General features: G+C 64.4%; 17 protein-coding genes and 1 tRNA gene. 6 read left to right on the top strand and 12 right to left on the bottom strand.

Translation table 11 applies throughout. The features are described 5' to 3' along the window. Positions 1–15: 15 nt before the first annotated feature. From ACR9Y2_RS24445 to ACR9Y2_RS24455, 3 genes are all read left to right on the top strand, one after another. Entirely contained in the window at positions 16–816 is an 801-nt protein-coding gene (locus tag ACR9Y2_RS24445) for an electron transfer flavoprotein subunit beta (protein ID WP_435044295.1), read from the top strand. Positions 817–827: 11 nt separating this feature from the next. Then, positions 828–1,811: an electron transfer flavoprotein subunit alpha gene (locus tag ACR9Y2_RS24450; protein WP_435044296.1), complete on the top strand. Its 984-nt coding sequence runs from the start codon at positions 828–830 to the stop codon at positions 1,809–1,811. A gap of 86 nt (positions 1,812–1,897) precedes the next feature. Next, positions 1,898–2,401, top strand: a complete 504-nt coding sequence (locus tag ACR9Y2_RS24455) for a transposase (protein ID WP_435044297.1) — start codon at positions 1,898–1,900, stop codon at positions 2,399–2,401. A gap of 128 nt (positions 2,402–2,529) precedes the next feature. Here ACR9Y2_RS24455 and fabG read toward each other — a convergent pair whose 3' ends face one another. After that, the gene (gene fabG, locus ACR9Y2_RS24460) at positions 2,530–3,264 is read right to left on the bottom strand and encodes a 3-oxoacyl-[acyl-carrier-protein] reductase (protein ID WP_435044298.1); all 735 of its coding nucleotides are present in this window, start codon (positions 3,262–3,264) and stop codon (positions 2,530–2,532) included. A gap of 59 nt (positions 3,265–3,323) precedes the next feature. Between fabG and ACR9Y2_RS24465 the strand changes: the two genes are divergently transcribed. Further along, a complete protein-coding gene (locus ACR9Y2_RS24465; protein ID WP_435044300.1) occupies positions 3,324–4,772 on the top strand; it encodes a menaquinone biosynthesis decarboxylase in 1,449 nt (482 codons plus the stop codon). A gap of 23 nt (positions 4,773–4,795) precedes the next feature. Next, a tRNA-His gene (locus ACR9Y2_RS24470) sits at positions 4,796–4,872 on the top strand. Between the two features lie 77 nt (positions 4,873–4,949). Here the strand turns inward: ACR9Y2_RS24470 and ACR9Y2_RS24475 are convergent. Next, complete coding sequence (locus ACR9Y2_RS24475; protein ID WP_435044302.1) at positions 4,950–6,299, bottom strand: NTP/NDP exchange transporter; 1,350 nt, start codon at positions 6,297–6,299, stop codon at positions 4,950–4,952. 150 nt (positions 6,300–6,449) lie between these two features. Between ACR9Y2_RS24475 and ACR9Y2_RS24480 the strand changes: the two genes are divergently transcribed. Further along, on the top strand, positions 6,450–7,619 hold the full coding sequence (locus tag ACR9Y2_RS24480) for a metallophosphoesterase (protein WP_435044303.1): 1,170 nt from the start codon (positions 6,450–6,452) through the stop codon (positions 7,617–7,619). A 12-nt stretch (positions 7,620–7,631) separates the two neighbouring features. On the opposite strand, the gene ACR9Y2_RS24485 is transcribed toward ACR9Y2_RS24480, so the two are convergent. The 10 genes from ACR9Y2_RS24485 to ACR9Y2_RS24530 form a co-directional block, all read right to left on the bottom strand. Beyond that, positions 7,632–11,549 carry a phage tail protein gene (locus tag ACR9Y2_RS24485; protein ID WP_435044304.1) on the bottom strand — a complete coding sequence of 1,306 codons (3,918 nt, stop codon included), beginning with the start codon at positions 11,547–11,549 and terminating at the stop codon, positions 7,632–7,634. 3 nt (positions 11,550–11,552) lie between these two features. Then, positions 11,553–12,305, bottom strand: a complete 753-nt coding sequence (locus ACR9Y2_RS24490; RefSeq protein WP_435044305.1) for a phage head spike fiber domain-containing protein — start codon at positions 12,303–12,305, stop codon at positions 11,553–11,555. Position 12,306: 1 nt separating this feature from the next. Next, positions 12,307–12,663: a hypothetical protein gene (locus ACR9Y2_RS24495; RefSeq protein WP_435044306.1), complete on the bottom strand. Its 357-nt coding sequence runs from the start codon at positions 12,661–12,663 to the stop codon at positions 12,307–12,309. Between the two features lie 10 nt (positions 12,664–12,673). Further along, positions 12,674–13,213, bottom strand: a complete 540-nt coding sequence (locus tag ACR9Y2_RS24500; protein ID WP_435044308.1) for a hypothetical protein — start codon at positions 13,211–13,213, stop codon at positions 12,674–12,676. Then, positions 13,191–13,442, bottom strand: coding sequence for a hypothetical protein (locus ACR9Y2_RS24505; RefSeq protein WP_435044309.1), 252 nt, complete (start codon positions 13,440–13,442; stop codon positions 13,191–13,193). Before ACR9Y2_RS24505 ends, ACR9Y2_RS24500 begins: the two co-directional genes overlap by 23 nt. Positions 13,443–13,510: 68 nt before the next feature. Continuing rightward, on the bottom strand, positions 13,511–13,897 hold the full coding sequence (locus ACR9Y2_RS24510; RefSeq protein ID WP_435044310.1) for a hypothetical protein: 387 nt from the start codon (positions 13,895–13,897) through the stop codon (positions 13,511–13,513). Then, complete coding sequence (locus tag ACR9Y2_RS24515) at positions 13,881–15,050, bottom strand: hypothetical protein (protein WP_435044311.1); 1,170 nt, start codon at positions 15,048–15,050, stop codon at positions 13,881–13,883. The genes ACR9Y2_RS24510 and ACR9Y2_RS24515 overlap by 17 nt, the downstream gene beginning before the upstream one ends. Positions 15,051–15,093: 43 nt before the next feature. After that, the gene (locus ACR9Y2_RS24520; protein WP_435044312.1) at positions 15,094–15,588 is read right to left on the bottom strand and encodes a hypothetical protein; all 495 of its coding nucleotides are present in this window, start codon (positions 15,586–15,588) and stop codon (positions 15,094–15,096) included. A gap of 2 nt (positions 15,589–15,590) precedes the next feature. Beyond that, entirely contained in the window at positions 15,591–16,328 is a 738-nt protein-coding gene (locus ACR9Y2_RS24525) for a hypothetical protein (RefSeq protein WP_435044313.1), read from the bottom strand. 5 nt (positions 16,329–16,333) lie between these two features. Further along, a complete protein-coding gene (locus ACR9Y2_RS24530; RefSeq protein WP_435044315.1) occupies positions 16,334–16,657 on the bottom strand; it encodes a hypothetical protein in 324 nt (107 codons plus the stop codon). Positions 16,658–16,886: the final 229 nt, after the last annotated feature.

Consider the following 16,886-nt stretch of genomic DNA (forward strand, 5'->3'; position numbering starts at 1 on the left):
CCCAACGAGTTACCTATGCCATACCAAATCATCGTTTGCGGAGGGCTCGCGCCCGATCCGCTACAAACCCTGGAGCCGGTCACCACGCCGGCGGGCCCGGGCCTGAAGAACGAACTGATGCTGCCTGCCGTGTTCGATCCGTGGGCCGGCCATGCGCTGTATGAAGCCGCCAACCTGGCGAAGAACGTGCCCGGCTCCGTCATCAAAGTGGTGAGCATCGCCCCCAAGGCCAAGCTCCAGCAGGTGATGATGACCGTCGCCCAGAAGCTGCCCTTTGAACTCGTGCCGCTCGACGGACCTGGCGGCGGGTTTACTGACTCCGCCTCGGTCGCCGCTGCCCTGGCCGACGCCATCGCCGCCATTCCCGGCCTCGACAAGTCCCAGATGCTGCTCTTCGGTGGTTGGGAATCGGCCACCCGCGGAGCAGGCGTCGTCATGCAGATGGTAGGCGAGAAGCTCGGCATCACCGAACAGTTTCTGGCCGTCGACGAACTCAAGGTCGACGAGTCCGGCGCCCTGATCATCAAGGAACGCGTGGAAGGCGGACGCCACCAGGTGTCGAAATGCGCCGCGCCTCCGGCCGTCCTGGCCTGGGCCACCGGCAATCTGCCCGAACCCTCGAATCACCCCCAGACCGGTATGGCCAACATGCGCGCCATGATGCCTGCCTTGCAGAAGGCCAAGGCCGCGGCGCTGACGACGACAGTGAGCTACGCCTCCGTGGCCCTGCCGGCCGTCACCCGCCAGACGAAGATCGTGAAGGATGTTCCGGCCGCCCAGATCGCCCAGGAACTCGCCGACTGGATCAAGCAATAAGGAGCGCGCCCATGGAACCCATTCTCGTTTTACTCCACACCACCGACGAAGGCGCTCTGCCCAAGGCTGCCCTGGAGACGCTGGCTGTCGCCCGTACGCTCGGTTCGTATCACCTGGCCGTTCTCGGCGCCAATGCAGCGGCCGCCGCCCAGTCTGTCTCGGAAGGCGCCCTCAGCGTTCGCGCCGTCGAAGGCGATATCGTGTCGGTATCCCGCTATGCCACCGACGCCGCGGCCGCCCAGGCCCTCGCCCTGGCCAGCGGAGCCACAGTGATCCTCGCCCCCTGCACCCTGCGCTTCCAGCGCGCGCTGCCCGGCGTGGCTGCCCGCCTCAGCGGAGCCTGCGACACCCATGTCGTCGCCGTGGATCCCGATCTCTCCGTCCACCGCTGGTACTACCGGCAGCGCATGGAAGCCACCCAGAGCCGTACGGCCCGCCCGTGGTTCGTCCTCATCGAGCCCGGCGCCGCGGATCCCTGCAGCACCCAACCCGGTGCCGTCGCCGAGGTGCTGCCCTGCGCTGTGGAGACCCGCACCGAAGTGATCGGCTACCAGTCGCCCAACGCCGACCAGCAGACCATCCGCCCCGACGCGCAACTCCTGTTCGTCGCCGGAGCCGGTTGGACCAAGAAGCAGAAGGACGGCCAGACCCACACCGACGAGGCGGGCAGCCTGATCCTCAACTTCGTCCAGCACAACAAGTCGTCGTTGGGTTCCTCGAAGTCGCTGGTCGATCTGTCGGGCGAAGGCCAGGCGGTGCTGCCGTTCCTGACGCATCTCCATCAGGTAGGCCAGACCGGCTCGACCCCGCGCCACCGCAAGGGCCTGTCGACCTGCTGCCATGGAGAGGAACCGCACGTAGTGGGCTGGCGCTTCATCAACGAGCGCCGTGCCATCAACCTGGACGCGGCCTGCGGCTGGGCGAGGGGCAAAGCAGACGTCCTGTATGTGGCGGACGCCTTCGAAGTGATGCGCGAGCTAGCGAAGCTCCTGTAGCCGCCCGCAAACGGAGCCGTGAGCGTAAGCGAGCGGATATCGACGCCAGCGGCTCCCAGTCCTAAACTAACTTACAAGCGCGAAACGTGACGTACCTGATCACCTTCGCCTGCTATGGATGCCATCTCCACGGCAGCGCCAGCGGCTCGGTCGACCGCCACCACAACAAACCCGGCACGCCAGTCCTCCTGGCCAACACCCTGCGTCATTCCGCCGACACGGCGCGCATGGACCAAGCACCCTACTTGCTAGACGCAATCCGCGGCGAGGCAATCCTGGCAACGACGCGCGAGGTGTGCGCCTACCGAGGTTGGGCTCTACTGGCCGTCCAAGTCCGTACAACCCACGTCCATCTCGTCATCCGTGCGCAGGCGCCGCCGGAGCGTGTCATGAGCGACATCAAGGCCTACTCCAGCAGGCGTCTGAACGCCCTGGACCTGGACGAACCAGACCGCAAGCGCTGGGCGCGTCACGGCAGCACTCGCTGGCTGTGGAAGCCCGAGGAAGTAGCTGCTGCAATCCAATACGTGGCGGAAGAGCAAGGCGCCCCGATGTCCGTCTATCGGGAAGACGATGAAGTCGAGCCGTGAGTGCAAGCGAGCGGCGGAACCCGCGGACTACTTCGAAGTCCGACAAGGGAACTTGCAAGTCTGCGTGGAACTACCCGCTCTCTGACGATCGCGGCTCCGTTTAGGGCGGCTCTGTCTACCGGCCTCCCCTACATATACATCCCGCCATTCACCTTCAAAACCGACCCCGTAATATACCCCGCCTCTTCACTCGCCAGAAACTTCACCGCCGCCGCCACATCCTCCGCCGACCCCAGCCGTTTCAACGGGATGGCCGCCAACAGCTTCTGCTTTACTTCATCACTCAACACCGCCGTCATGTCCGTCGCAATGAACCCCGGAGTCACCGCATTCACCGTCACATTCCGGCTGCCCAACTCCATCGCCAGCGACTTGGTCAACCCAATCAGGCCAGCCTTCGACGCGACATAATTCGCCTGTCCGGCGTTGCCCGATTCCCCCACCACCGACGCGATGTTGATGATCCGCCCCCAACGCTCCTTCAACATCCCCTGCATCACCGCCTGGATGCACAGGAAACTGCCCGTCAGGTTCGTCTGCAGCACCGTGTCCCAGTCCACTTTCTTCATGCGCATCGCCAGCCCGTCTTTCGTGATGCCCGCGTTGTTGACGAGAATCGTAATCGGTCCGGCCTCCTGTACGGCCTGCGCGAAAGCCGCCTTGATCGACTCCTCCGACGCCAGGTCGAGTGAGACGACCGACGCCGCTCCGCCCCCGGCCAGAATTTCCTCCTTCACAGCTTCCAACTTCTGAACGTCACGGGCGGCCAGAACCACCTTGTGTCCGGCCGAAGCCAGGCTCAAAGCGCACGCGCGGCCGATGCCGCGGCTGGCGCCGGTGACAAATGCGATACGGGATGACATAAGAGTGCCTCAAAGCTCCGAAAAGATTCATCATAGTAGAACGAAGGTTTCATTCATACATGGCTTACGCGGATTTGCGCGAATTCGTTCGCACACTGGAAAAGGCGGGAGAGCTCAAACGCATCCCATTCGAGGTCGATCCCTATCTGGAGATCACCGAGTTTGCCGATCGCGCCGTCAAAACCGGCGGGCCCGCCCTGCTGTTTGAGAAGCCCAAGGGCTACGCCGCCCCGGTCCTCATCAACGCGTTCGCCAGCCACAAGCGCATGCGCCTGGCGCTGGAGTGCGAATCGCTCGACGACATCGCCGGCCGCATCTCCGAGATGCTGGAAATGCGCATGCCGCAGGGCCTCATCAACAAACTCAAGATGCTGCCCAAGCTCGCCGACATGGCGAACTTCTTCCCCAAGATCGTCGACCGCGGCCCCTGCAAAGAGGTCATTCGCAAGGACAACTTCTCGCTCAAGGAACTGCCCGTCCTGCACTGTTGGCCCCAGGACGGCGGCCCGTTCATCACCCTGCCCATGGTCTTCTCCCGCAATCCGGAGACCGGCAAGCGCAACTGCGGCATGTACCGCATGCAAGTCTACGATGAGCGCTCCACCGGCATGCACTGGCAGACCCACAAACAGGGCGCGGAACACTACCGCCGCCTGATGCGTGAGGGGAAGACAAAGCGAATGCCGGTCTCCGTGGCCATCGGCGCCGACCCGGCCACCATGTACTCGGCCATCCTCCCCCTGCCGCCCGATCTGGACGAAATGATGATCGCCGGCTTCCTCCGCAATAAACCCGTCGAGATGGTGCGCTGCGAAACCAACGACCTGGAAGTGCCCGCCAATGCGGAGTTTGTCCTCGAAGGCTATGTCGAACTTGGCGAGACCCGCACCGAAGGCCCCTTCGGCGACCACACCGGCTTCTACTCCCTGGAGGATCCTTACCCGGTCTTCCATGTAGAATGCATGACGCATCGCAAGGACCCCATCTACCCCACCACCATCGTCGGTCCGCCGCCCATGGAAGACTTCTTCATGGGCAAGGCGATTGAGCGCGTCTTCCTGCCCCTGATGCGCCTGCAGCTGCCCGAGGTCCGCGACATGTCGATGCCGGCCGAGGGCGTGTTCCACAACCTCATGCTGATCTCCATCCGCAAGTCCTACCCGGGCCACGCGCGCAAGGTCATGCACTCCATCTGGGGGCTCGGCCAAGCAATGTTTTCCAAGGTGATCGTTGTGGTGGACGAGGATGTCGACGTCCAGAACTACAGCGAAGTCGCCTGGCGGGCCCTGAACAATATCGATCCGCAGCGCGACATCGAATTCGCCCTCGGACCCGTGGATTCCCTCGACCACGCCAGCCGCCTGCCCGACTTCGGCTCCAAAATGGGTATCGACGCCACCCGCAAATGGCCGCAGGAGGGCTTCACGCGCCGCTGGCCCGACGTGATCCGCATGGATCCCGCTGTGGTTCAACGGGTCAGCGACCTCTGGAAGAAAGCCGGCCTTTGATGGTAAGATAAAGGGGTACTGCGGCGGGTGTAGCTCAGTTGGTAGTAGCGCCAGATTGTGGTTCTGGATGTCATGGGTTCGAATCCCATCACCCGCCCCAAAAGCCCTTCAGATCGCCTCTCCCTTCCACCAGTCCGGTGGAATCTTCCAGGAACCAAGCTCAACAGCCGCTGTGCGCTAGACAGTCGGTCCGTGAATCTTCCGCTGCCGCGCTTCCAGTGCCAGATGCTCCTTGAAGATCAGGCCCGCGATCGTCAGCCACAACACCGTCATCACCATCGTCACCGCGGCAAAGCTCTGCAGCCCCAGCGCGAACTTCGTACCCGTAAACACCAGCGCCGCCTGCAGCATGTCGCCCATGCGCACCACAAACGTGTCGATGGCCGTCTTCGCCTTGTACTTCGCCTCGCGGCTGGTCATCAGGAACAGCGCCTGCTTTGTCGTGCTCTGGATCGAGTAGTCCGTGCTGTTCTCCAGGATCTTCACCATCCGCACGACCGCCAGCACAGGGTAGACCAGCAGCAGCCCGTACGCGCCGAACGCGATCACCGGCAGGATGAAAAGTGCCCCCCGCACGCCCAGGTACTTCAGCACCCGGGAAGCCAGGAACGCCTGCATCAACAGGCCCAGTAGGTTGACCGCGCCAAAGAACTCACCGTAAAACTGCCCGATGTACTTACCCCGGGCTGCCGCCAGCGCCGCACCAGCCCCGACGTGCTTGATCGCCTCGGCCGTCACCAGCTTGCCCAGCAGGAACTCGCCCGTGCTGTTGACAATGTTCAGCAGCAGCACCAGCGTCGCAATCAGCAACAGGTAGCGGTCATGAAAGATCAGCTCGAAGCCCCCGTCGGAGCTCAACGGCTTGGCGGCCGAGCGCTGCTGCGATGCACTGCCGCTCACCGCCCAGTTGTTGCTCACCCGCGTCAGCAGTACACACAACACCAGGACAATGGCCACCACCAGCATCGTCGGGTAAGGCCCGAAAACACCGATGGAATACTTCGCCGCCTCCGCGCCCAGCCACGCGCCCAGCGAACTCCCGATACCGATCACCGGGAATAGCCGCTTGCCCTGATCCTCGGTGTAAATGTCGTTGGCGAACGCCCAGAACTGCGCGATGACGAAATTGTTGTAAATCCCCAGCCAGAGATAGAAGACGACACCTTCCCGCAGCCCGGCCTGGCCCGCCACGTAGAACAGCACCAAGTTGGTGGCGAAGAACAGGGAAGTCCACGTGATCAGCTTGATGCGGTTCATCCGCGAGGCCAGCGCGCCGTAAGCCGGGATGACAAACAACAGCAGCAGCGCCTGGCCGGCCGAGGCGTAGCTCTTCACCTCGGCTCCGCTTTCGCTGAGGATCAGGGCCTCGCGCACCGTTTTCAGCAGGTAATACGACCCCAGCAGCATGAAGACGTTCAGCGCCAGCAGCAGTGCTCCGGCGCCTTCGCCGGCCCGCACTTCTGTCGCCAACGACATCATCCGGTCCACCCAGGACCGGCGTACTGCTGGAATTACCGCCGTACTCATCTCCGTCATTCTCGCTGATCTGTGCCCCTAGCCGCTGGCCACCCATTTTCGTTCACACTGGTGGAGATGGGTGCTTTCGCCAGAAGAACTCTAAACTTTACCGTCTGGTCTATTATCCTCGCAGCCGCCGTCTCGGCAGCCCCCCAATTCGTGTATGTCGGACCTACCCAATCCCGGAGCGTCCTCATCGCCTGGGGGACCACTGAGGGCGGGGGCCGCAACACCATTGGCCGGGCGTCCAAAGCGATGGGCAATGCCGTGCTCCGCCTCAACGGCGATCACCCCGTCACCGGCCGCAACTGGGAAGAGGTGGGCGGCCTGACACCGGATACGGCCTACCCCTACGAAGTGCTCATCGATGGCAAGCGCATCGGCGGAGGCACCGTTCGCACCTTGCCCGAGCGCGCCACCATCCTCAATTTCTTCGTCATCGGCGACTACGGCACCGGCGATCTCAGCCAGTTGGAAGTCGCTCGCGTCATGGCCCGCGAGTATCAGCGCCTGGAGGCTGCCGGTAAGCACGTCCGCTTTGTCATCACTAACGGCGACAACATCTACGCCAAAAAGGTGTTTGGCGTGCCCACCCGCCGCGGCACCGGCAACGACGACGCCCACTGGGAGAGCCGCTTCTTCCTGCCCTACAAGCCCCTCATCGAGCACATCCCCTTCTATCCGAGCCTCGGCAACCACGACGGCAACGAATCCGAGTCGACCCGCGACCTGCCCGTCTACCTCGACAACTTCTTCTTCCCGGGTAATGTCCCGGCTCGCTACTACACCTTCTCTGTGCCCGGCCTAGCCGATTTCTTCGCCCTCGACACCACCCGCAACGTCGCGCACGACTGGCCAGTACCCGGCTTCGATGTGCGCTCCGCCCAGTATCAGTGGCTCAGGAAGACCCTCGCTGCCTCCTCCGCCCCCTGGAAAATCGCTTACGGCCACCACCCGCCCTTCACTGCCGGTCCCAACCACCCGGCCTCTTACAACGATCTCCTGCCCTTCATGAATCTGTTCCGTGACAATCGTGTGGCGGCCTACTTCTGCGGTCACGAGCACAACTTCCAGCTCGCCACGCCCCATCCAGAGATGGGGAAGGCCATCATGATCCTCTCCGGAGCCGGCGGGGAACTCCGCGCCGGCGATGTCCGGGATCGCATGCGCGCCGCCGGCATCGCCGCCTGGGCCGACACCATCCATTTCCTCAGCGTGGAAATCGAGGGCGACGAGATGCGCATCACGCCCATCTCGCCTTACCCCATGCCCATCCGTGACCCGGAGAGCAAGCAGATTTCGCTCCCCATCGTCATCCACAAGCCCTAGTCGACGTCACCCTCAAACTCGAATCGTGACCGTCAAATCCCGGCCCGGATCACTCCCCCCCGCCGTCCCGACAGCTACGATCTCCACCCTCAACTCATCCCCCTCTCCTAACGGCGCCCGCCCAAATCCGCTCACCTGCTCTGAACCTGTCCATCCGGCCCCTACCGTCAAATCGCAGTACTCCGACCCGTTCACCAGTAAGCGCACCACCACCGGTTCCCCCAGCGGAGCCACACCCATCCGGGCCGAGACGTCACGCACCGCCGTTCGCGCGTCCACCACCAGCGGAGGCGCGATCGACGTCATCACCGCCGGCACCCCCTCATACTGCATCGTGTACTGCCCGCCCGACATCGTCCGCAATCCACCCTCCATCAGGTTGGCGTACGACTGCCCCGTCGCCGGCCCATCCCCCTGCGAATTAGTGAAATGTAGCTCCGCCGCCGCAATCCGCGCCGCCGGCAAAGCCAGCCTCTGGGAATACCCGCCCGCAATCGCGCTCCCGAAGAATCCTGAGGGGAAGGGCAGCACCACCACCCTCGTGGCCAGCGGATACACACTCTCCCCCGCCAGGCGCCTCGCCACGCTGGACTCGTAGCACCCCCGCTCCACCTCGCACGACAGCCCGTCCGCGGCCACCGTCAACACCCGCATCAACTCGTCACCCACCTGCAGCAGGCCGCCTACCTCGGCCCCTGCCGGACTGTTGAACGACACCGTACTCGCCTCAACCGCCGCCTCCGCCTCCGCCGCCAGCGCCAGCAAACTCGGGCTGGTCAACTCATCCCAATAGTGGAGCCGCAATGTGCCCGCCTGGATCGTACGCGTATTCTCCAGGCTCTCAAAACCGATGCCGCCCACTTCCAGTTCGCCGCGGCCAACTGTCGACAACCCGAATGTCGCCACGCCCGGCACAGCGCCATCTCCGCCTTCGGCCGACCCGCCTACTTCAAACCGCGTGACGATCGCCTCCCGCCAGGCACTCTCCACCCCCAGCGCATTCACCGCCACTCCGGTCACCTGCACCCATTGCCCCGCCAGGTTCGGAACCAGGAAATCAATCGAGTCCGTCTGCGTGATCCCAATCGACTTCCAACCCGCCTCCACAATCGTGAAGAAACTGGTGCCGTCCGGAACCACCAGCCAATCCTCGGTCACCGTCAACACTTCATCCGTATGCCCGCTGATCGTCCGCTCCTGTCCTGCCCCCCTTCCTCGAGTAATCCGTACAACACACCCGGCCCACAGGTCTTCTTCCAAGCCCAACCCTTCGTGCCCAATCAACCGGAGTCCGTACGTCGTAGCCGCCACCTCCGGACCCATCTCGAACCGCCACTGGAACCGCGCATGATCATAGTTCCCATCCGGAGCCGCCGCCGCCTGCGCCGCCAACCCCGCATCGACAAAGGGCCCATTCACCGCCGCCTGCTCCGCGATCCGGTCCAGCACGCCCGGCGTCGACCCCCGGTACACTCGCATCCGCTCACTGCCCGGCCCGAACCGCAGCCCCTGCAACTCCACCGAGTACTGCGCCGGACCCGCCGGCAGTGTCGCCCGCACCACAAATGACAAAGCCGACTCGTCTCCCTCCGCATTCAACGCACTCACCGCGTAGTAGTACGTTGCCCCCGCGGCCAGCGTCCCACCGCCCGCGTGCAATGCCGGCGCCAACCCCACTACCGGAGCCGCCAGCCCCGTCAACACAGGCCGCCGAGGCGGACTGAACTTCACCGTCAGTTCGACGAACGCGCCCACGCCGTCTTCGCTTTCGGTCACGCCGAAGTCCTGCCCGCCGTCCGCTCGCACCACAGTCCCGCTCAACGGCCGTGGCGTCCCCAAACCGCCCTGTGGCTCGCTCCCTCGTCCCTGCGCGTCTTCCGCCGCCCCACCCGCCAACGCATACCAACCGTCCTCGTGCCGCTGCGCCGCAATCCGCACCCGCTCGAAATTCACCGCCGGCGTCAACCGCAAAACCCGGTACAGCGCCCGATCCAACCCCTCCTTCGCATGCGACAACGCAATCAGGTCGCCCGGCCGCAGTCCAATCGCCTGCACGCTCGTCTCAAACTCCACATAATGATTCCCCTGGATGTTCTTCTGAATCTGCAGCCGCAGGACACGCGCCGCCTGGTCGAAGTGCGGCAGCCCCATCGCCCCAAACGGAGCCGCCACCTCGCACCCCGACGCCGCCGCATCCTCGAAGTCCACCAGCGACAGGCTGTCCTGCTGGTACTGATTGAACTCATCCTGGAACTCGACGCTCAGCCGGTTCGGACTCTCGCTCTGCCCCCTCCGCGTGATGCGAAACGTGGATTGCCCGCGCCCATCCCGAGCAATGCCCGAGAACCCGTTCAGCCCGTCGCCAAACTCGTACGCCGGCCACCCACCCGCCAGCGGCGCCGTCGAATTGGTCACCTCACTCTTCTCACCCTGCTGCCGCGCCAGCGTTGTCTCCGGCGACAACCGCACCTGCCCGCCTTCGTCCACCGTGATCATCAGCGCCGACGCCAGTCGCAGCCCGCCCACCACGTCGTTCAGGCTCCGCCGCTGCGTCAGCAACAGATTCGTCTCGAACCGCGGAACCTGCACCTCTACGCCCTCCGGAGTCAGCGCCGTCACAAATTCATCACAGTACGCCGCCGTCGCCGCGAAGCTCTTCAGATTGAGTTCACTCTCCGCCCAACCACTGCGTCGCAGCAGGTCCAGCAGCACCCAGGCCGGATTCTTCGTGAACACCACATCCAACGCCGCGCCCTCCGCATCGTATCTCTGCAGCTTCAACCCGTTCGCCAGCACATCCACCTTCGGCAGCGCACCCGTCTTCAATAGTGAGTTCGGCAACACAACTTCCAAACACGCCATGCCCCCATGGGGATCCCCCAACGCCTGCCCCTGCGCATCCGCAAAGCTCAGGTTGAATCCGCCATTCCGTTCACCCCGGCTCAGCACGTTATACCAGCCCGTCCCCGTCATGTCCTGGCCCACCTGGCCCAGCGGCAACTCCACCCCGTTCGCCACCACCTTCAAAACACCCTCAATCGGGCCCGACCCCACCAGCACCTCGGCATGTGTCAGATTCCCATCACTCCGCGCAAAAATCACCGGAGCCGCCAGCCACCCCGTCCCATACAACACCGGTACCGCATCATTCGCCTTCGCCCGCCCATCCACGGCCTCCGCGGTCTTCGTCTGCTCCCCATGCGGCCGCACCGCAATGCTGGGAGGGATGAACGCAAACCCGCCAAACCGCGCCGTAGCCCTGCCCTCCGCGTCCTTCGAGAGCATCCCCCGCGCCGCGCAATCCGCCCGCGTCCGGTTGCACCCCGTGAACGCCGCCCCGTTCTCCAGATTGCCCACCCCACCTTCGACTCCAGCCGAATACCCGCAGTGGAAGAACGGCGAATAGCCCTCGCCACCCGCCGCCTCCGTCCGCTCCTCTTCACTGGAGGGAAATCGCCACGGGCACCGAGCCTGGATCCGCAGCGTCGGCACCGCCACCCTCTGCAGACTGAGCCGGTTCGTGAAACTCAGCCGCGCCGTCGTCTCCGTCAACTCATCCACCGGATTCGCGCTGCCCAGGAACACGCCCGTCAGCTCCGACACCGGCACGCCCGCCTCGATGTCGAAGAACCCGAACCGCACCTTCAACCGCGCACCCTTCCATCCGGCGCTCCGGTCGATCTGCGACACCACGCCATCCACATTCGACAGCTCCAGCCAGAACCGCGACCCCGCGTCAATCGCGTCATCGCCGGCCAGTCGCAAATCGAACCCTCCATGCCGCAGCAGCCGCGGAGCGTACTCCTCGCCCTCCACCATCACCCGGTGCGTCGCCCACCGCTCCACGCGCCCATCGGCCAGCGTGCAATCAAATACCAGCAGCGGAGTGTCCAACACCTCCTGCTTCTTCCTGCTATGAATCGTACCCATGGTTCACTCCGCCACCTTGCTCTTCAAAATCACAATCACCGCATTCCGGTTTGGACCCGTCGCCGAAATCTCCAAACCGTCCGTCGCAAATCTTGTTTGCGGATACACGCCCGCCGCTCCATACGTCGGCTTGTAGGGCGACGGCGCGGCCTGCGCTTCCACCTGCAGGCCGCGCACCATCGCCTGGCCCCCGCCGTCCACGTCCAACCGCGCGGCGGTCCCTTCGCCAAGCCCAAATCCGTTCACCCAAATCCGCTGCCAGCCCGCCGCCGCCGCGAAATGCCGCGACACTCCGCCCAACGACAACGTGACACCTGCCCCCTTCACTTCCGCGCTGAGGCAGCAGGGGGCGCCCGCCGGTAGCGCCACACCCTGCTGCACCCCTTGCGCCGCCAGGCTCCCGTTCGACACTGCGAACTCGCCCGGCCCCGTGACGCTCACATTCAAAAGCGCGTCCCTGCTCCACGCCCCCGTGGTCAGGTCCTCGCTCGCCGCCAGCAGATTCGCCAGCGGATCCACAAATGTGAACGCCATCAACCCGCCCCGAGTCGCCGTATACAGCGCTTCAATCGCACCCGCTTCGCTGTCCGACAACTCGGCATATTCCAACCGCCACGTCACCTCCGCCGGACTGCCTGCCAGCATCCGCGACACATGCCCGCCCGGTGTCACCGTCTCCAATCTCTTCCTGCGCTCAGTCCGCACCAGCGGATACTGCGCCGCCGCGCCCGTCGCCAAAAATGGATAGACCAACATCTCAACCCACCTCCTCAGTCACCACCAGCGCCACTCCGCATTCCACCCGCGAAGCCGCCCGCACCGCGGCTTCGTCCCCTTCCAGCACACACTGCTCGTACACCAACCCGTTCCAGGGATCCCTGAATCGGAACGGCTCCAGCGTGTTCAAATACTGCGCCGCGAACGCCGCCACCCGCATCGCCTCGCCCTCGTCCAACTGCTCCATCCGTACCACCCACCGGCGCCGCATCCGCTGGGACGCGAATCGCTGCTCGCCCCCATCCAGGAACTCCACTACGGTCGTCCCCGTCCGGATCCCCCGTCCCAGCGGATACTGCGCCACCGCCCCTGTCTTCAAATTTGGAAACTCCGGCATCGTCTTTCTCCTAGAACTCCTGCATCACTCCGCTCAATCCCTGCGACTCCAGCAGCGCCCGTTTCACCGCCTGCGCGATCTCCGGTGCCCGGTCGACAAACGACCGGCTGTCCATCGCCTCCACCTGCACCACCACGTTCGCCCCCGCGCTGCGCACACGCCCGTCTTCCCCGCGATCCAACGGCATCATCAGCCCGCCGTCACTCTCTGAAAACGCAACGTCATATTTCTGTTTCAACGGCATCACGAACGGCGATAGCGGTGCCTGTGTGTCGTCCGCCCCTCCCTCGAACAGGCTCATCAACCCGCCCACCAGGGGATTCACCCACGACACCCAACTCGCCGCCCCACCGCCGCTGCTCTTCGAAACCACCGGAGCCAGGCTGTTCGAGACCAGTGACGAGACGGCGCTCGACACACCTGTCCCCATCACCTCCTCCACCTGCCGCGGCATCGGCGCCCCGTCCTGGCCCGAGGTCACCGGCACCGCCACCTCGTCCACCATCCGCCGCAGAATCTCCGCCAAGTCATTTCCTGTGTTGTTGCTCATCTCGCGCTTTCTCCCATTCCCGGTCCAGCAGGATCATGGCCTCCACGTCCCGCGCCCACTCCACCACTTCCTTCCGCGCCTGCCACGCCGGATACAGTTCGAGCCACATCAGGCTCTCCGCCGTAATCTCCGGTTTCGGACACGCAAACCGCACCTCGTCTCCGTGCGCCCACACAATCTTCGACCCCGGCTCGTGCCCCATCCATGCGCACCGCCGCCGCTTCTCCAAACCCTGCCGCCTGCAATCCCCGCACCTCCACCCGGCTGCATTTGCTAGATGGAAATGGAAGGCGAGGATCAGTTTTTTCTTTCTTCTCCGGTCAGGTGGCACTGCTTCCGCACGCACCCCGCAATCTCCCGGCACAGCTCCTCCGGACCCTTTTCCACCAGCAACTCCAACGTCGCCGCCTGCGTGTCGATGACCAGCCCGAGCACGGCCAGCAAGCCCCACTCGATGTACTCTCGATCGATCCGCGCCTCCAGTTCCGTAGCCGCCAATCGGTCCGCCAGGCCGGTGCCCGCCGCCTGAAACTCCAACTCGCTGATCAGCCCGCGCATCCGCCGGCTGATCTCCGCCCGCCGCGCCAGCGACATCTTCGCCACAGCGAAGCGGACCCCCGGCATTACCAGGGAGTCCACAATTTCGCCGCTCGCCCACTCCACCCGCTCAGCCGAATGCGACATAAATTTCATCCTCTCCGCTGCCCAGCGCCTGCGACCCCTTCAGCCGCCACCGCATCCGCGAATCCTCGCCGTCGAACTCCGGCACCGCCGGAACAAAGCTCGGCAGGAACACTCCGCACAGCGCGCCATCCTGCTCGCCCAGTTGCAGCATCAGCGGGATCGGGCTTCTCTGCCGCGCCGCCTGGTAGATCTCCTCGAATACCGGCTGGTCCTGCCCGTACATCTCGAGATCCACACTCACCTCGCGCTGTCCCGGCACCAGGCAGCGTGGAGTCAGCGTCCCGAAATCGCGCGTCCGGAACTCCATGTTGTTCTTCACCACCACCCGCGCATCGCTCAGCGTGAACAACCGGTTCGCGCCATTCCCAATCCACACCTGGCCCAGGTGGCCAGGCACCGGCATCTCGCTCAACCCCTGCAGAGCCGGCTCCACCGGGAACTGCGTCAGCCCGCCTTCGCCGCTCTGGAAACTGGCGCTGTCGATCACGTCCGCCGCCTGCCCGGCAAACCGGATCTCGTGGAAATCCCCATTCACCCGGATCTCCATCTCGTCCACCGCCGCGCCCCGCAAAATGCGCTGCACCGCCGTACCCGGCGTCCAGTAGTCGTGGACACTCACCGTCGCCAAGTCCACGGCCGGCGCATACACAATCGCGCCGCCGCACACCGCCCCCGCCGCCTGCCCTTCCGTGAATGGGGCGTTCACCACCACCGTCAACGCATCCACCACCCCCACCACAAAGCGCATCTCGCCCTGCACCACCACAGCCGACCCCGGCTGCAATCCATGCGCCTGCGCGAACGTCACCGACGTTCCATGGATCGCGCTCACCCCCAACTCCATCGAAGCGATCGGAGCCGCGCCCAACGCCGCCTGCAGCAACGCCCCATAGCGCGGAGCCTCGCTGCCCGACCCGCGTCCATACACATACGTCCGCAGGTCAAAGGACGTCCGCCGCCGCAGCCCGCCCTGGATCCCCTGGAACGTCCGCGACCCCGTCTTGTCTTTCCGCCGCGGAGTCTCTGTCTCCTGCCGCGCCGCCAGGCTCATCGCCGTGAACCTCTCGGCCGCCGTCACGCCCGCCACCACGCCAAAGTCACTCTCCAGCGCCGCATACAGGCGGTTATTATTCGAACTGATATAACAAGCCATCTCTTCATCGCCCTTTCAAATCCATACAAACCACCACCCCGCCTTACCTGCTCACCCCCACCCAACACACCACCCGCCCCACCTGCAGAAAGTTCAAACCACCCTTCTTCACCGCCTCGAAAGCCACCTCATACCCGGGCTCCAGAAATACCCCCTCCCCCAGACACCCTGCATTGCGCTCCACCACATCGCGCACCGCGTCCACATAGAAGTGCAGCCTCTCCGCCAATCCCTCCAGCCGGTCCGTCGACACCCGCACCTCCGTCACCAGGCGCATCCGGCCCGAGAACGCCCGGAACTGCTCGCTCCGCTTGTTCTCGATCTGGTCGCAGTACGTCTGGATCACCGGATACCGCGTCGACCCCGCCTTCTCCTGGAACTCCGCTGGAGCCCGCACCAGGCCCACCGCCACCTCCTGCGTCGCCTCCGGGCTCAACCCGTAGTAGCCCTGCAGCGACGCCATGCTCGTGCCCAGGCCCCACTCGCCGGCCAGCAGACCCTGCAGGCGCGACACCACCTCCATCGTTGGGAACGTCATCGTCAGCCCCTCCTCAGCAGCCCGCTGCGGACCACCGTGAAATCCACCGGTTGCCCGTCGCCGGGCGGCCGGCCCGAAACAAGTCCGCTCGCCGGCAGCACCCACGTCTCGCTCACCGGCATCGGTTCGGCGTTCTGCAATCCAAGCGAGGTCTCCTCAGCCCCCGCATACAGGTTCCAGTGCGTCGCGTTCTCCAGCGGGAACATCAGCGTCGCCTGCATCGAATGCGGCACCGGAGAAGTCAGGACCACCTCTCCACTCGGAGCGCTCTCCCGGCCCTCCGCATCCAGCACCGTTGCTTTCAGCCAGTAGGTCGCCGCCGGATGCAAACCGTCGAGGCCCTCCGCACATACCCGGAACGGCCGGCGCACCGGATGCGTCACCATCTGCACGCCCGCCTCGAAATAGCGCTGCCGCTGCTCCGCGGCCAGCGCCAGGTAGTGCTTCCACTTCTGCCCGTACCGGTCGTTCAGCTGGCTGAAATAGGCATCGCGGTAGACGGCTTCCAGTGTCTTCAGCACATGCCAGCGCTTCAGGCCCGCGCTCGCCATCACCTGCTCCACGCGCCCTCTCTCTTCCCAACTGAGGAACGCTTCCACTTCCACCTGAATTTCCCTGGCCGCCAGATCCAACTTCTCCTGTGGATCGATACCCTCTCCGTTCGTCACATCGGGCAGCTTCGAATCCTCAGCCCGCAGGTCATCGATTTCGCTATAGTTGCCGTCCACCATCAATGCCATGACCCTTACTCCTTTCCCATCTCCGGTTCAGTGCGCAGCAAACCCATCGGATCCGAGATCACCTGGACCTGGATCCGGCTCACCGCTTCCTGCTTCTCGTGCGCCAACCGCCGAGCCGTCTGGTCGCCCTGAAACTTGGCGATCTCTTCATCGGTCGCCTGGCGAGCCTTACCCTCGACAATCAACTGGCAACCCACCCGCCGAGCGACCTGCGTCAACACGCCGGCCCGTCCGCCGTCCTGGGTTGCCAGGCTCATAATGTAAAAATCCCGGTCCTGGATCTTCTTCTCCAGGTCCTTCACTTGTCTGAAATAGCCCTTCAAATCCATACCAATTCCTTTCCAACCAAAAATTCCACCCAAGCCCCAACCACAGCCGCGACCTCAAACGCATCCGCGACCTCAAACGGAGCCGCGACCGTAAGGGAGCGGGGGAGCCCGCAAACGACCCCACCCAACCCCCAATCCCGCCGCGACTCCAATCCCGCCGCGACCAACCGAGCCACGACCTCAAATTGAGCCGCGACCGTAAGGGAGCGGGGGAGCCCGCAAACGACCC

It is taken from the genome of Paludibaculum fermentans (assembly GCF_051172195.1).
Lineage (GTDB): Bacteria > Acidobacteriota > Terriglobia > Bryobacterales > Bryobacteraceae > Paludibaculum > Paludibaculum fermentans_A.